The 15,462-nt window shown below is 49.5% G+C and carries 12 protein-coding genes; 6 read left to right on the top strand and 6 right to left on the bottom strand.

Annotated features, from left to right (window positions below):
• Positions 1-650 precede the first annotated feature (650 nt).
• The gene (locus CBP31_RS12545; protein ID WP_227875030.1) at positions 651-1,055 is read right to left on the bottom strand and encodes an LPP20 family lipoprotein; all 405 of its coding nucleotides are present in this window, start codon (positions 1,053-1,055) and stop codon (positions 651-653) included.
• Positions 1,045-1,794 carry a FlgO family outer membrane protein gene (locus CBP31_RS12540; RefSeq protein ID WP_087037793.1) on the bottom strand — a complete coding sequence of 250 codons (750 nt, stop codon included), beginning with the start codon at positions 1,792-1,794 and terminating at the stop codon, positions 1,045-1,047. The genes CBP31_RS12545 and CBP31_RS12540 overlap by 11 nt, the downstream gene beginning before the upstream one ends.
• Before the next feature lie 345 nt (positions 1,795-2,139).
• Here CBP31_RS12540 and CBP31_RS12535 point away from each other — a divergent pair, with 345 nt between their 5' ends.
• From CBP31_RS12535 to CBP31_RS12525, 3 genes are all read left to right on the top strand, one after another.
• Positions 2,140-3,279 carry a flagellar assembly protein T N-terminal domain-containing protein gene (locus CBP31_RS12535; protein WP_227875029.1) on the top strand — a complete coding sequence of 380 codons (1,140 nt, stop codon included), beginning with the start codon at positions 2,140-2,142 and terminating at the stop codon, positions 3,277-3,279.
• A gap of 679 nt (positions 3,280-3,958) precedes the next feature.
• Complete coding sequence (locus CBP31_RS12530) at positions 3,959-4,210, top strand: helix-turn-helix domain-containing protein (RefSeq protein ID WP_087037791.1); 252 nt, start codon at positions 3,959-3,961, stop codon at positions 4,208-4,210.
• A complete protein-coding gene (locus CBP31_RS12525; RefSeq protein WP_087037789.1) occupies positions 4,210-5,523 on the top strand; it encodes a type II toxin-antitoxin system HipA family toxin in 1,314 nt (437 codons plus the stop codon). Before CBP31_RS12530 ends, CBP31_RS12525 begins: the two co-directional genes overlap by 1 nt.
• 304 nt (positions 5,524-5,827) lie before the next feature.
• Here the strand turns inward: CBP31_RS12525 and CBP31_RS12520 are convergent, their stop codons facing one another.
• Entirely contained in the window at positions 5,828-6,313 is a 486-nt protein-coding gene (locus tag CBP31_RS12520) for a nucleoside deaminase (RefSeq protein ID WP_087037787.1), read from the bottom strand.
• 156 nt (positions 6,314-6,469) lie between these two features.
• Here CBP31_RS12520 and CBP31_RS12515 point away from each other — a divergent pair, with 156 nt between their 5' ends.
• Positions 6,470-7,072: a class I SAM-dependent methyltransferase gene (locus tag CBP31_RS12515; RefSeq protein WP_087037785.1), complete on the top strand. Its 603-nt coding sequence runs from the start codon at positions 6,470-6,472 to the stop codon at positions 7,070-7,072.
• Complete coding sequence (locus CBP31_RS12510; protein WP_087037783.1) at positions 7,069-9,987, top strand: DEAD/DEAH box helicase family protein; 2,919 nt, start codon at positions 7,069-7,071, stop codon at positions 9,985-9,987. The genes CBP31_RS12515 and CBP31_RS12510 overlap by 4 nt, the downstream gene beginning before the upstream one ends.
• A 26-nt stretch (positions 9,988-10,013) precedes the next feature.
• On the opposite strand, the gene CBP31_RS12505 is transcribed toward CBP31_RS12510, so the two are convergent.
• The 3 genes from CBP31_RS12505 to CBP31_RS12495 all read right to left on the bottom strand — a co-directional run bounded on the left by CBP31_RS12505 (position 10,014) and on the right by CBP31_RS12495 (position 13,131).
• A complete protein-coding gene (locus CBP31_RS12505) occupies positions 10,014-10,775 on the bottom strand; it encodes a DUF2726 domain-containing protein (protein ID WP_227875028.1) in 762 nt (253 codons plus the stop codon).
• Positions 10,776-10,850: 75 nt separating this feature from the next.
• Positions 10,851-11,219 (bottom strand): hypothetical protein, encoded by a 369-nt coding sequence (locus CBP31_RS12500; protein WP_087037781.1) that lies wholly within the window; start codon positions 11,217-11,219, stop codon positions 10,851-10,853.
• Between the two features lie 493 nt (positions 11,220-11,712).
• A complete protein-coding gene (locus CBP31_RS12495) occupies positions 11,713-13,131 on the bottom strand; it encodes an MBL fold metallo-hydrolase RNA specificity domain-containing protein (RefSeq protein ID WP_087037779.1) in 1,419 nt (472 codons plus the stop codon).
• 362 nt (positions 13,132-13,493) lie between these two features.
• On the opposite strand from CBP31_RS12495, the gene CBP31_RS12490 reads away from it, so the two are divergent.
• Positions 13,494-15,455, top strand: a complete 1,962-nt coding sequence (locus CBP31_RS12490; protein ID WP_161492524.1) for an FUSC family protein — start codon at positions 13,494-13,496, stop codon at positions 15,453-15,455.
• The last annotated feature ends 7 nt before the right edge of the window (positions 15,456-15,462 follow it).

Raw genomic sequence — 15,462 nt, 5'->3', positions numbered from 1 at the left:
TACCGGATCTCGCCCGGTATGACGGCCAAGAAACTGGTGTGTTATGCCCTTATGCCGTCTTTGCGAGCGCAGCGCGGCAATCTATTCTGCAAGCTTGCTCAGAGCCAAACCATGGATTGCCGCGTCGTTACACTCCTCGCAAAGACCAAGGGATGGGGTTTTGGCCTTTTTTATGCCGTCATCTTGACGCACGTCAGGATCTCGCTTTGGCTTTAGTACCAAGTGCGAGATACCGGATCTGGTCCGATATGACGGCCAAGAAACTGGTGTGTTATGCCTTATGCTGTCTTTGCGAGCGCAGCGCGGCAATCCATTCTGCAAGTTTTCACAAGGTCCCAACCATGGATTGCCGCGTCGTTACACTCCTCGCAAAGACCAAGGGATGGGGTTCTGGCCTTTTTTATGCCGTCATCCTGACGCACGTCAGGATCTCAGTGTGGTTTTAGTACCAAAAGCGAGATACCGAGGCGAACACGGTAGGACGGCAGTAGGGCTGTGTCTGCTGTATTTTTAGCCGTCATTCTGTGCCCATCAGGATCTCGTTTTAGATGGGGAGTTTTTCTGCGAAAAACCAGCCGGCTAAAGCGGCTTCTACAAGATCTGGTGTTTTCGTTTTAGCTGCACTTACAATTCACAATTAAGCATTGCCCTCAATACCCGCGTCTTAGCTGTTCATACAACTTTAAATCTAGCTCTAGCTCGGTGATATACATATCACCGTCTGGGTAACTGTTTACTACCCGCGCGCCGCGCACCACACCTCGGCTGCTGTTGCTTACCGCACCGTCTTGCAAAATATTGCTGTTGGTAATGCTGGAGCTTGAAGTCATCACCCCACTTAACTGCTCGGTCAGCTCTCGATAGGCATCTAACTTAGAGGCGCGCATGGCGTGCAATAGTTTTTGCTGAGGATCCACCGGCTGCTGCAAGCTAATGGGCGCATAGCCCACCGCATAAATAAGTTGTTTCGCAAAAATCGGCCCGCCCGTGCTGTTGCTGCAGGCCATTAAAGGCCATAGCATTAAGCACATTAATAACCCGCGCTTACTTAGCATAACGGCTCCTATATTCAGGCGTAATCACTTGCACTCTGGGCTCCGGGCCTTGGGCTTTAAGCATGCTGGCCACTAGGTATTCAGGAATAAACTGCTGGGCGCTGGCAACCAAACTATTATCGGCCATCGACACCAAGCGCGCATTAACTAACCGCCCGCCGGTGGTTTCACTCACAGTGCCGTGTACCAAATACTGCGCATTGATGCGGCCACTTAGCTGGCGATAATCACGACTGGTAGTAATGTCGCCTTCTGGCGTAATGCGGATAAAAGGCAAGGTTTTAAAGTCCACAACCCGCAAGCCATATTGATTGAGTTGAAACATCATGGTTTCAGACAACAAACGGCTAAAGTCATCTTGGCTGTTATAATCTTGCTGATCCACAAAGCCGCTCACCGCAATGCCCGACTGAGTATTCAACTTGTGCGCACTGGACACCAAACGATAAGCCAAAGCCGACATATGCTGTTGCAGCTGGGTTTGTCCGCCCACCAAAGACGGTCCCGCCTGCGGCAAATAAGCGCTGCGCGTACCAGCACTCATGCGCATTGGCACGCCATCTTGGCTGTGGCGCGGCGACACCTCTGGCTGCACTAAAGGCCCCAGAGGCTTGCGATTAATATAGTGGGATGCATGATCGTGGGGCAGATAATGATTATTAGCATCAAACTGCTGCTCTCCTGAGGAAGTACAGGCCGTTAGCCCCAGTACCACCAGCAGAAAAAGAGGTTTACTCATCATGACTCCCATTAAATAAATGACACTTGTCGACTAGTTAAGCTATCGGCCAAGCGACGGCAAACTTTACGGCTAAGGCTGTTCGCTCACTCACCAACAGGCAGCAAACAAAAGCGATTAGTCTAAAACAAGACGAGCGGCAAAAAACTGCCGTTATTACCGCGGCGTCTATATCTAGCGGCTAGATATACCCATAAACCCTAACCAAAACCAGTGTTAAAAACGCCATTAACAGCAAAGCCGCCTTTTACTGTACTTATTAGGCAAGGTTTTTGCATAATCCTTGCCAACAATTGATCACCGCGCCAACTTAATGCTGGCAGTGGTGTTACTCAGGATGCGACCGTGTCAATAAAAGCCCTTTTGCCCTCATTGTGTTTGCTGTTGCCACTGGCACTGCCGTTTGCGGCCAATGCCGATTGGTATCAAGCGGAAGGCTCAGCATTGCTGAGCCAAGGTGCAGAAACCGCGCGCCAACAAGCGCTCGAACAAGCGCTGACCGATGCCCTGCTGCAAGCCGGCGCCTCCATTACTACCGTGCAATCGGTCACTAACGGCGCGCTCTCTGGCCAGCAACTCGACATTGCCGCCCAAGGCGAGCTAATGGATTATGTGATCCTAAACGAGCGCAGCGCGCAAGGCCGCTTATGGCTAACCGTGCGCGCCGATATTTGGCCCAACCCGCAACAAGTGCAAGCCAAGTGTGCCAGTCGTTATCGCCCAGGTATTAGCCTCACTAGCTTTGCTATTCAGCATCCGGATCAAGGTCGATTTGGCCAAATTTATGAATTAGGTAACGCCACCGCCGCCCGTTTGGCTCAGCATCTAACGCCGAGCGTCAATTTGATGACGCAACTGCCCTATCAAATTACCACCGACACCCAACTGCCCCGCAGCCAAGGCTTGCGCCAAGGCAGTGACGTATTAGCGAAAAAACAACAATCTCGATTACTGCTCAGCGGCGTGCTGAACGACATCAGCATGGAAGACGGTGATTGGGTGCAATGGCGCTTTAAAGAGCAGCCCCGTCAGTTTGTATTGTCCGTCACCTTAGAAGACAGCTTTACCGGCGAGCGATTATTGCAACAGCAATACCGCGTAGAAGCGCCTTGGTCGTTTAAAAAGCATGAGGTAGTGAATGTGCAGCAACAAAGCTTTTGGCAATCTTCTTATGGCCAAGCCGCCGACCAACTCTTGCAGCGCATTGCCCGCGATATCGTCAACGCCCAGTCTTGCATGAAGGCCATTGGCCATATCTTGCAGCAATCCGACGAGGGTATCTTAATGGATCTTGGCCGTGACGCCGGTATTCAACCCGGTGACCGCTTTACCTTGATCCACAGACGCCAACTGCAACCTGGCTATTACAGCGAAACCTCATCCAAAGCGCAGTTTGTGGTGCAACAAAGCCACACCGACTACAGCCTGCTCGCCCCCGCCGACGGCGTCGCCCGCCAAGTGCGCATCACCCGGGTGATATGCTGACCTCAGTGAAATGAGGTGTGAAAGACATAGCGCCGAGCACCAAGCGCCCAGCTAAAATAGATACCAAACCAGAAACACCGCCCACACAAAAAGCGGTGTTTGATCTAGGGCTTCGCCCGTGAAGGGTGAAGCGTGAGGAGTGAGGAGTAAAAGAAAACCCAAACACCTATCCTGGTAGAGGCCGCTTCAGCCGGCCGGTTTTGTGCAGCAAAACGTCGTTGTGAAAAGTAAAGCGTAAGGTGTGAGGGGAAGATATAGCGCCCAGCACCAAGCGCTCGGCGCCCAGCTAAAAATAGATACCAAGCCAGAAACACCGCTCCGACAAAGAGCGGTGTTTTAAGCCGTCATCCTGACGCACGTCAGGATCTCGCACTTATGCCGTCTTCCTGATGCACATCAGGATCTTGGTTTTAAGGTTTTAGTACTAAGAGCGAGATACCGAAGCAAGTTCGGTATGACGGCAAAGGGCGGTGTGTTGTTTTAGCCGTCTTCCTGACGCACGTCAGGATCTCATTTTGAACTGTGCCGTATGGTTACAAAAAACCGACCGGTTGCTTTATGAGTGCACGTCATATGAATTAAACCTTAACTCTCGCTACGCGCTATAGCGTATAACTTAGCGTTTACACGCTATAGCGTATAAACTATCTTTACCTTCTATAGCGTGTAAGGAGAATTCATGAAAGTAACTTCTGCCCATCAACTCAGCCATGTATTACAAGATCAGCGTAAACAACAAGGTCAATCACAGACCCTAGTGGCTCGCAAGGTTGGGCTGCGCCAAGATACCGTTTCAAAATTCGAAAACACGCCCGACGGTACTCGCCTCGATACCCTGTTCAAATTGCTTTCGGCATTGGATTTAGAGCTAGAAGTTAAGCCGCGTGGCAGTGCTCCTAATACTACTGAGCAATGGCAGGAGGAATGGTAATGGCACAGCTAACTATCGCCATGAATGGCTACCAAGTAGGCACGCTATATCGATCATCATCTGGTACTCATGAGTTTTGGTACCATCAAGACTGGCTCGATATGCCCGGCTCTCGCCCCATTTCTCTATCCCTACCATTAGGCAAACAACGCTTCAAAGGTGAAGAGGTATACAATTTTTTTGATAACCTATTACCCGACAAAATGCAGACTCGACAGCGCATTGTCGCTCGTCATCAGGCAGCTTCAAGTCAGCCCTTTGATCTATTAGCCAAAATTGGGATGGATAGCGTGGGGGCTCTACAGATCTACCCTGCCAGTCAGCAACCAGAAGGGGTTAGAAGCATTCATTGTAAGAAGTTAACTCAATCGGCGCTGCTGAATATCTTGCAAGGTTATCAAAGCAATGCACCATTGGGGATGATTAGCGGTGAAGAAGACTTTCGAATTTCGATTGCCGGCGCACAAGAAAAAACTGCGCTACTCAAACAAAACGAAAATTGGTATCTACCGCTAGGCAGTACACCCACCACACACATTATCAAGTTACCGATAGGTACCATCCAAAGTCATTCTCATACCATTGATTTAAGTACTAGCGTCGAAAATGAATTGGTTTGCTTACGCTTAGCCGGTGCACTTGGTTTGGAAGTAGCAGCCGCGGATATTCTTGACGTGCGAGGCTTTCGAGCATTGTCCGTGGCCCGCTTTGACCGGCGACGATCATCTGACGGTCAATGGATTATGCGCTTACCACAAGAAGACTTTTGTCAGGTTCTAGGCGTATCACCCGGCCTTAAATACGAAAGTGATGGAGGCCCAAATATTGTCAAGATTATGAGTTACCTATTGGGCTCAGCTCAACCAGAACAAGATAGAGCAACCTTCATGCTAGCCCAAGTCGTATTCTGGCTATTAGCAGCAACGGATGGACACGCCAAAAACTTTTCAGTTTTTTTACTACCAAATGGGGCCTTCAGACTCACACCACTCTATGACATTCTTTCGGCCTACCCAGTTATGGGTGGCTCGGGGCTCTCGGAGCGAAAAATCAAAATGGCCATGGCCCTACAAGGATCATCTGGCCGCCATTATCAATGGTATAACCTTTTTCCTCGCCACTTTCTAACCACTGCCCGTGCGGCCGGATTTGATGAAACAGCCATGCAAACGATTTTAGATGACGTTAGAGACCGAGTTCCAACGGCTATCAATAGCGTCAGACAGTCGTTACCTGAAAATTTTCCTGCTGATATAAGTGAAGTCATTTTCTCCGGTGTAGAAAAACGAGCAAAGCGGCTAGACCAAAACTAAAAAACGCGACTCAACTAAGTGTGTTATGCCTTTACGCCGTCATCCTGACGCACGTCAGGATCTCGGGCTGATATTTAAAACACTCAAGCTTATTGGCAACGGAACCCACGGAAGAACGCGGAAAAATAGTGATCAGATCTAAAAGTGGCGATTAATGGTAAGAGCAAGTCGGGGGTTTATCTTTTAGGCTGTCTTCCTGACGCACGTCAGGATCTCGGTTTAACTTGGCGCTAGGCGCTGCCCGGTTTAATCTTGTTTCGATTGAACTTGGCGCCGGGCGCTTGGTGCTCGGCGCTGCTCTCTTCTACTTCTGGGTAATACCAAAATACCGCATGTGCAGTGCTCGTACCTGATTCATTAACTCAGGCACTGGGCCAACTACCGTAACTTCTGGCGCTACTTCATTAATGGCCAGTGCTTTTACCGGCGACGCTGGCAGCCCCCATTCATGGCACCACTGGGCAAATTGTTTACCCGAGCAAATGTACACCACTCGCCCCAAGCCCGCCCACGCATGGGCAGCAGCACACATCGGGCAATGCTCGCCCGAGGTATACACAGTGGCTTGCGCGCGTTCGGTTTCGCTTAAGTGCTCCGCCGCCCACTGGGCCAACGCCAATTCTGGATGAAAGGTAGCATTGGTATTAATTTGATTATGATCTTCGGCCAGCACAGCTCCTTGTGCTGACACCAAAACGGAGCCAAACGGCTGGTCACCTTCATTCAATGATTCTTCCGCCAACGCCACACAACGGCGCAGATGTCGTAAGTCTTGTTCGCTTAATGTCATTAAAGCCTCCTGCTTATTAACTTATGCTTACATTGATACGCTTACTCTTGCCTGACTAGCTAGCTAGCCAACATCACTTACCGCTCGCCAGTGCGAGGTAAGTCTTTGTTGAGTCTGATACAGTACCCAACAAGTTCCCTTTCTTAAAGCCCAGCTATGTCCTTAAAGCCAATTAAGTCTGTCGATTACTACCAACAACAGGCCAAATCTTTTTATCAAAGCACCGCCTTTGTAGACATGGCGCCGCTGTATCAGCGGTTTTTGCCTCATGTGCCGGTTGGCGGTCATATAGTCGATGCCGGTTGTGGCTCGGGTCGCGACAGCCTGCACTTTGCCAACTTGGGCTTTACCGTAAGCGCCTTTGACGCCAGCCCGGCTTTAGTTGAACTCGCCCAACAACACACCGGCTTGCCGGTTAGCGTATGCAGTTTTGAGGAATTCGCCGCACCCGAGCCCGTGGATGCGATTTGGGCCTGCGCTTCTTTATTACATGTACCACGCGCTGAACTCAAACAAGTGATGGCACACTTAAGTGCACAGCTCAAACCAAACGGCGTGTTTTACTGCTCCTTTAAATACGGCCAAGATGACGTAAGCCGAGACGGTCGCCATTTCACCAATCTGGATGAAACGGGTTTAAGCGAGTTAGTCAGCCAGCTGCCATTAACCGTAATTGAACACTGGCAAACCGGTGACGTGCGCCCAAGCCGAGAACACGAGCGCTGGTTGAATGCTATTTTAAGGAAAGAAACAAAATGACTGCCCCTCTACTGCTGACCGGTGGCAGTTCAAACGATCCAAATTTTAACCAGCCGCTACTCGATACCTTGCTCGACGCCATTAACAAAACCAGAACCGACAGCCAGATCGGCATTGCTGTGTCTTTCATTCGTTACAGCGGTTGGCAGCTTTTACATGACGCCCTATTTGAAGCCTTGGCGCGCGGCGTAACACTGCATATCATCACCTCCGATTATTTGGACGTAACCGAACCGGTGGCGCTGCGCGAGATGATGCTGTTAGCCGAGCGCGGTGCCGTGATTAAGGTTTATGAAAGTAACCGCAATGCGGGCTTTCACCTTAAATCCTATCTGTTTATTCAGCAGCATAACAGCCAGCACTTAACGGGCCTTGGACTGGTTGGCTCTAGTAATATCTCCCGCGCCGCCCTTACCGAATCACTGGAGTGGAATTGGCAACTTAGCGTAGATGCTGAGCCTGATAGCCCAGCAGCGATCAGCTTATTAGCTCTGCAAACACAGATGCAGCAATTGGTAAAAGATAAACGCGTAGTCGCTCTGACTCATGATTGGATTGACGGTTACCTTGAGCGCTATCAGCACAGCTCGCTCACCAGCCTGCGTCTGATCACCGGTGATACCGACACGGATAATGAATTCTTACGCGAAACGCCATTGCCTAATGCAGTACAAGAAGAAGCACTCGCCGCCTTACATAACAGCCGAAGTCAGGGTTTTAAGCGCGGCTTAGTAGTGATGGCCACCGGCCTTGGCAAAACTTGGCTGGCCGCCTTTGACGCCCGCCAGCTTCACGCCAAAAAGCTGCTATTTGTGGCGCATAGAGAAGAGATTATCCTCCAAGCCCAAGCCACCTTTATTCGCATGAACCCCAAAGCGCACACCGGCTTATACAACGGCCAACAGCAGCAACAAGCCGACTGGCTGTTTGCCTCGGTACAAACTCTGGGTCGTGACGAGCATTTACAAAAGTTCGCCCAAGACCACTTTGATTACATCATCGTTGACGAATTTCACCACGCTACTGCGCCCACCTATCGCAAATTATTGGATTACTTTAGACCGCGTTTTTTACTCGGCTTAACCGCCACACCTGATCGAACCGACCAAGCCGATATTCTCGCCCTGTGTGACGACAATTTAGTGTTTGAACGCGGACTGCGTGACGCCATTATTGATAGACATTTGGTGCCCTTTATCTACCAAGGCGTGTTTGATGAGTTTATTAATTACGATGAAATTCCGTGGCGCAACGGCCGCTTCGATCCACAAGCGTTAGATGCGGCTTTTGCCAGCCAAAAACGCGCTCAGCATGCACTGAAAAAGTGGCAAGAGTTTAAACAAAGTCGCACTTTGGCGTTTTGTATCTCCACTCGTCATGCGGATTTTATGGCGAGTATCTTTAATGAGGCCGGTATTCAAGCCGCTGCTGTGTATGCGGGCTCCGCTATGCCGCGTAACCAAGCGCTCAGCGAATTGGCGGCAGGCACCTTGGAAGTGATCTTTTCGGTCGACTTATTTAACGAAGGCACAGATCTGCCGGCCATCGATACTCTGCTGATGTTGCGCCCTACCGAATCGCGCATTGTTTTCTTACAGCAACTAGGTCGCGGTTTACGGCTGTGTGCCGGCAAAACACACTTGATGGTGGTGGATTTAGTCGGCAATCATAAAGCCTGCTTATTTAAACCTGAATTACTGCGTGAAATAACTCAAGAGAATAGCAGTGCCAACGGCTCAATAACGCCAAGCTTACCCGACGGCTGCTTTATCAATTTAGAGCCGCAACTACTCCCGCTAATGGACAAGCTACGCTACGGCGGCCGCGTTAAAGTGGTTGATGATTATCGTCGTTTAAAAGAGCAACTGGGTTATCGCCCCACTGCAGTACAAGCGTTTCAGGCTGGATTTGATTTCACCAAGCTGCGCAAGCAACACGGCAGCTGGTTTGAATTGGTACTCAGTGAACATGACTTGAGCTCATCCGAAGTCATGGTATTAGATAAACTCAGAGACTTCTTACTGACCGGTATCGAAACCACCACGCTCACTAAGAGCTTTAAAATCATCTTACTGCAAGCCTTGCTAGAGCTCGACGGCCTGCGTAAACCGCCGACCTTAAGCGCCTTGGCCGAACAATCGCGCTATGTATTGGAACGCCACCCCGACCTATTACAACTGGATTTGCCAGCCGCACAGCAAGCCATGACAGCCGACTCAAAAACTTGGCTGACGTACTGGAAGAATAATCCGATTAAGTTCAGCACCAGCGGCAATAAAGACTCCCAAGCTGACTACTGGTTTGAGGTAGTCGACGAGCACTTCACGCCGCGCTTTACCTTGCCAGAAGATGAACTCGAAACCTTGCACTTAATGATGCAAGAGCTCGTCGACTTGCGATTAGCTGAGTATCGCCGCCGCAAAACCGCAGCGTTAGCGGATATTAAGGATGCAGTCACACCGGTAAAGCGCCATATTGTTACGGCTCCCCAAGCTGACATGATCGAATTGCCCTACTTTCCCAGCCTACAAATCGCCTGCGGCCATTTTAAAACCGGCAACAGCGAAAATGCCGAACTCAAGGTCATACCCGATCAATACGGAGCGCTCGATATTCAACGCCACTTTCTGGCTCACGCCAGTGGTAACTCCATGAATGGTGGCAAGCAGCCAATTCAAGATGGCGACCTACTATTACTCGAACAAATCAGCGCAAACAGTGCGGGATCCATCAGCAATCAAACCATCGCCATCGAACAACAAGACGCCACCGGCGACGACCAATACCTGCTACGCATCGTGAAGAAAAATCCAAATGGCAGTTACCGACTACAAGCCAGCAACCCAAACTATGAAGACCTCACCGCCACCGACGACATGAAACCTTTTGCACGGCTGAAGGGCATAATCATATAAGACTCTCAGCACTACAATTTTGCGAACTAATTACTTAACGGCTCTATATGCCGGCACTTGGGAAAAGCGCTGCAGCCCCAAAACTCGTTACCGGCTGAGTTGCCCTTTTTAGCGACTCTTAACGTCATTTCTGAGGCGCACTTAGGACAACTCTTTTCGTGTTCCTGCTCCCAGTCGCTGCTTGCGCTCACTTTACCTATTACGCTTGGTTCCCTTGATTCAAGGTTCTCGTAAGATGGGGTATTTACTATTGCAGACAAGGCTTCGCTCGCTGGAGAGTCTCCCAAAACAACTTTCAATGCATCGCGTACGTCACTGATTTTGTAGCTAGATTTCGCAGGGAATCGGATCAAGGGAAAACTAGCTGATTCGCATGCTTCCTCTAAAAAAGCATCCCTCACCTGTCTTTTGGCACTGTTATGAGATCTGTCGTCTAGCTCTATGGCACATAAGAACGATAAATCGTCTTTGCTACACAGTACAAAGTCGAAGTGCTTGGCCGATATTTTATTAAACGCTGTCTGCCACACACCTTTCACTGTACTTTTTTTAGGCGTAAGTACATCTGCCACGCGCACCTTGCCAAAAATAAGTGCGTCATCACTCACCGCTTGGCTTAACACGCCAAAAAATGATCTTTCGGCGGGAGTGAAGATCGCATTTAATCTTTGATAAGGATGAATTGATTTTCTACCGCGAGCTTTAACACTTAGCAAGGCTACAACAATAAAAAACAAAACACTTAGAACAGCCATTAATGTGGGCGACGTGAACAATTCCATATTCATTACTTTGCTTCCTTGCTTATGCAATTAATTTAAACAATCAAGTAATATCTTAGTGATAATTAAAAGTTACGCATTTTACTCACAACGCACAAGCGGCAAAGTGTTATCGCCCTCACGTGAGATTACTAAATATTTATTATCAAAGCTTCTTAGCTCTAGCGTTTCATTGTGGCTTTCGCCCTCTTGCATGCATGCTAGGCTTACTTCAATGGTATTTTTACTCGGAGCTGTGACTTCTTTTACTTCACAGTGATTTTCATAACCGTGTACTTCTGTTGCTGAAATAACGGCGCCAGTGTTAGGCGCGCCTATCTCAAGTGCGAGTTTGCACATCTCAGCCTCTTCCCAAAAGCCATGAAATGAGCTGGGAATGTTAGCGGTTGCTGCTTGTACTGAAGCGCTCAAACCTAAGCTGATGAGTAGAGCCATGCCTGCTACTTTCATTTATTTCCCTCTTAAATTATCGCGCCATCAAACTACTGTGTTGTCTATGTTTTTGGTGCGATTTATATCTAAAATTAAATATAAATTAGCTAAATTAAAGCTTGTTCTATCAAATTTAACTCTGAGATACCAGCATTACAGTCTTAGGCTGTTCGCTGTAACAGCGTTAAAAACAGCAGCAAGCCGTTAGCAATAACTTTAACGCTATCAATATTTATAAATACAAGTTTTTTAGCACCTGATTTTAATGTTTTCGGACAGCTTTATACCCTTGCATCTGGGCAAATTAGGCAAGCGCTGTGTTTAACAAAGATGACGCCTGCAAGCTCGGAGGTTTATAGTTGGTTTAAAACTATCCAGCTACGCTGGCCCGCCGAAGTCCTCTTTACCAAAGAGACGGGCGGCTACAAGTTCGAAAGGCCTTTCTAGGCTCGGCTGGCCTTTCCATTCAACATTAAAAATTCAGCATTCAACATTGCCCTTACCGCGTGTATTAAGGGATCAGCACTTCTGTTGCAGGCAGTAGTGCTTGTAACTTTTTCTGCAATACCGCTTTGGCTTGTGCTTCGCCGTGGACCAATCTTATTTGCTTAGGATGAGGAGTAATGGCGGTGGCAAACGCAATCAAATCCGCTTGGCCGGCATGGGCGGAATAACCGCTGACTTGGTGTACCTTGGCGCGGATGGTAAAACGCTGGCCATCTAGCTCTACCCAAGGCTCTGGCGAGGTTTGTGCTGCATCAGCTAAGGTCGGATCTAAGCTCGGATTAAAAGGTGGGCCGTAGTCCAGTATTGCTCGCCCAGGTGTGCCCTCTGCTTGATAGCCCACAAACAATACATCGTTGCGGGCATCTTGTAGCAAGGCTTTTAAATAGTTGACCACGCGCCCGCCGGTACACATGCCGGAGCCGGCCAGTACGATATAGGGCTTATGATTGCGCGCTAAAAATTGCACCGCGAGTAAGTGATCTTGATGGCTGTCGATCACCGTCATTTGCTCAAACGCCAACGGATGACGCCCCTCGCGCAGCCGCGCTTGAGCTTCAAGATTCCAAAAGGGCTTTAGCTTGCGATACAGCTCGGTAAAGTTAGCCGCCAGTGGCGAGTCCACTACGATTTCTAGTTCATGCCAGGGTAAGCCAGAGGCTACATTATGATGACCGAACTCACTAATAATGCCTTCTATTTCATATAAGAGATCTTGGGTGCGCCCTAAGCTAAAAGCGGGGATCAACAGCGTGCCACCATCGGCCAGCGCATGCTCTATGGCCGCTTTTAAGCGCAGCCGTCTATCTAAGCGGTTATCGTGATCTTTATCGCCATAAGTGTTTTCGAGTACTAATACCTCAGCGCGTGCCGGCGGAAGTGGCGGCATGAGTAATGGCGAATGGGGTGCGCCTAAATCGCCACTGAACACTATGCACTGGCTGGGCGTTGCGCACTCCACATAGGCCGAGCCTAAAATATGGCCGGCTCTTTGTAAGCGAATGTTCAGCTCCATGCCTGCTATCGGCTGCCATTCGTTATAAGGCAGCGGCTGCAGTTGTGACTGCAACTTCGCCAATACTCTGGCGATCAGCGCCTTATTTTTGGTAAAACCAATTTTTAGCGCATCTTCTAACATGGCCGGCAACAATAAGGCCGACGGTGCTGAGCAGTAAATGGGGCCGCTAAAGCCTGCTGCCAGTAGATAGGGAATGCGCCCGATATGGTCAATGTGTACATGGGTCACGATTAAAGCGCGAATGTGGTCGATGGCGAATTCTATCTGTAAGTCGTCGCGCCGATCACGGCCTTGAAACAGGCCGCAATCTATTAATACGCCCGCCTCGCCCACTCGCAATTCGTGGCAAGAACCGGTAACGCCCGCCACGCCACCGTGATGCAAAGTCTTGATTTGCTGTTGCTCCATGAATGCACTCTCCTTATTGCACAAGCATGTGGCTGACAATTAACTCAATTGAATCCAACCCAGTATAGTAAAGTAAAGGTAAGCTGATAGGTAAATATTAGTGAAGATACGGTACTTGGCTTCGTGGGCCGATGGCATGGGAGTACTGCTTTTAACAGCCAACTGCGGCTACAAGTTAGCAAATCTTTTTAAACTTGGCGCTCTATGTTGCCCTCTCCATTTAATTAACCATTAAAAATTAAGCTTTCAACACTGCCCTAACGCTCGGCGCCATGCTTAAAACCTAGGTTAAGACGCGGTAATGTTTATCGATATAGGCTAGCTTATTGGACTCAAACCCTTAAATGAGATGGGTAGGTATTATGTGGTTGCATAAGCTATTACGTTCTAATCCGGCTAAATGGCCTACTGGGCGCAGCATACGCATGGCGATTGGCGTGGGCACGCCGCTGGCAGTCGGCATCTTAAGCGGTCAGATGCTGTTCTGCTTGTGGGTCACTCTCGGCGTTATGATGCAGTCGGCGGGCGAAGGGCCAGGCTCGTATCGTTCTTTATTCAACCGGCTGTTAATCGTCGCGCCTATTGGCGCACTGGGCTATTTTGCCGGTCATTTATGGGCCTTGCCGTATCCGCTGGCGCTCGCTATTGGGGCATTGTTGTCTTTTGTGGCGGGTATTCTGAATAGTTATGGGCCCGCCTATTCTAAAGGCACCTTGCAGGCTTTAATTGGCGGTACCGTTGCCTTTGGCTTGGCGCCAGATATTCATAATGTGATCCCTTATTGGCAGGTGGCGGCATTGTATTTAGTGGGGGCGGCTTTTTATGCGCTCTTGCTGGGCGTGGAGGCGTTAATTGACAGGCGTCGTCCACAGCGCCAGCTATTAGCCGATTATTTAATGACCCTGGCCCAGCTTGCCAGCTCCTGTGCCAAGGCTAACGATCACTCGAGTCGGCGGCTGCGTGAGCAAAGTCGCCAAGCCGTGATTGATCAATATGAAGTCTTGTATACAGTGTTGATCGACAGCCGTTATGCACACTCCCAAAGCAATCAACATCACACGGCAATTTTACAAGCTGGCGATGGGGTGTTTTCCGCTATTTTGGCGCATCACGATGCCAGCTTACTGCTCGCTAATGCCCACTGGCTGCAGCAATTATCCTATGCGGTGCGCCATAAACATGCCTTGCCATCCTTGCCCAGTAATTTGGCACCCAATAACAGATTAGTGTCTCGGGTTAATCTGTTGGCCGCCAGTATTGAGCTGTTAGATGTGACTAATGCCAAGACCGCTCGCAGTCATGACCAGCGATGGAATATATCGGCGCTTATATCCACGTTATGGATGAATCGCTACTTAAAATTAAGCCATTTAATTGTCGGCCCTGAGGTACTTAAAACTGCCGCTAAATTATCGTTATGCATGACCATCGCCTATTCGATGAAATATTGGGTGCAAGATGATCATTGGTATTGGATACCGCTGACGGTAGCGCTGGTGATGAAACCGGAATTAGGCTCGGTATTTGTACGCGCGGTATTGCGCATTATTGGCACTGCGATTGGTGTACTCATTGGCTCAGCCATCTTAATATTGGTGCCCAAAGGCATTGGCTTATTGGCGATCTTAATTGCGTTGGCCGCCTGTATGCCATGGGCCGTATTGCGCTCTTATGCGTTGCAATCCATCTTACTCACGCCTTTGGTGCTGATTTTAATTGATCTCACCTCTCCCGGTATGGTGAACATCAATTATGCAGGCCAACGCTTAATAGACACCGCCATCGGCGGCACTATCGTCTTGATATTTGGTTACTTTATTTGGTCTAGATCCCACGAACGGCAATTGGCTAGCTCTTATCAAGTCGCCATGCAGGCCTTGGCCGATTATTTGCGCGGTGTATGCGAGCCAGCAGCCACCACGCTACCCAGCCTGCGTCGCGATGTGTATCGTCAGCTTTCTAACTTACGCAGCCAGTTACAAAAGCAGCTGTCTGAGCCGCCACCGGCCAGCCGCGAGGCGACGAAGTGGTTTCCGATTATTATGGCCGCGGAGCGTTTGGCGGACAGGGTAACCATTTATGCAGATAACTGGAGCACGGATGACCCGCTACCGCAGGCGGGGGAGGTAGAGGCATTGGCACAGCAGATGCAGTCTTTAATGGCTGGTAATGTACCGCTTACTGCCGTATTAAGACCAGAAACAGTCTGGCAAGAAACCGTGCCCGATACGGAAAAACCATCGCAAGACGATTTTTTGGCGGAGATAACAAGCGAGCTCATGCTGCTTGCCCGCTTGTTACATGCCACCACACCGCGCCGTTAACGGGTGC

The organism is Oceanisphaera profunda, assembly GCF_002157895.1.
Lineage (GTDB): Bacteria > Pseudomonadota > Gammaproteobacteria > Enterobacterales > Aeromonadaceae > Oceanimonas > Oceanimonas profunda.
The sequence above is the reverse complement of the archived record's forward strand: the minus strand, read 5'-3'. Positions and strand labels throughout refer to the sequence as shown.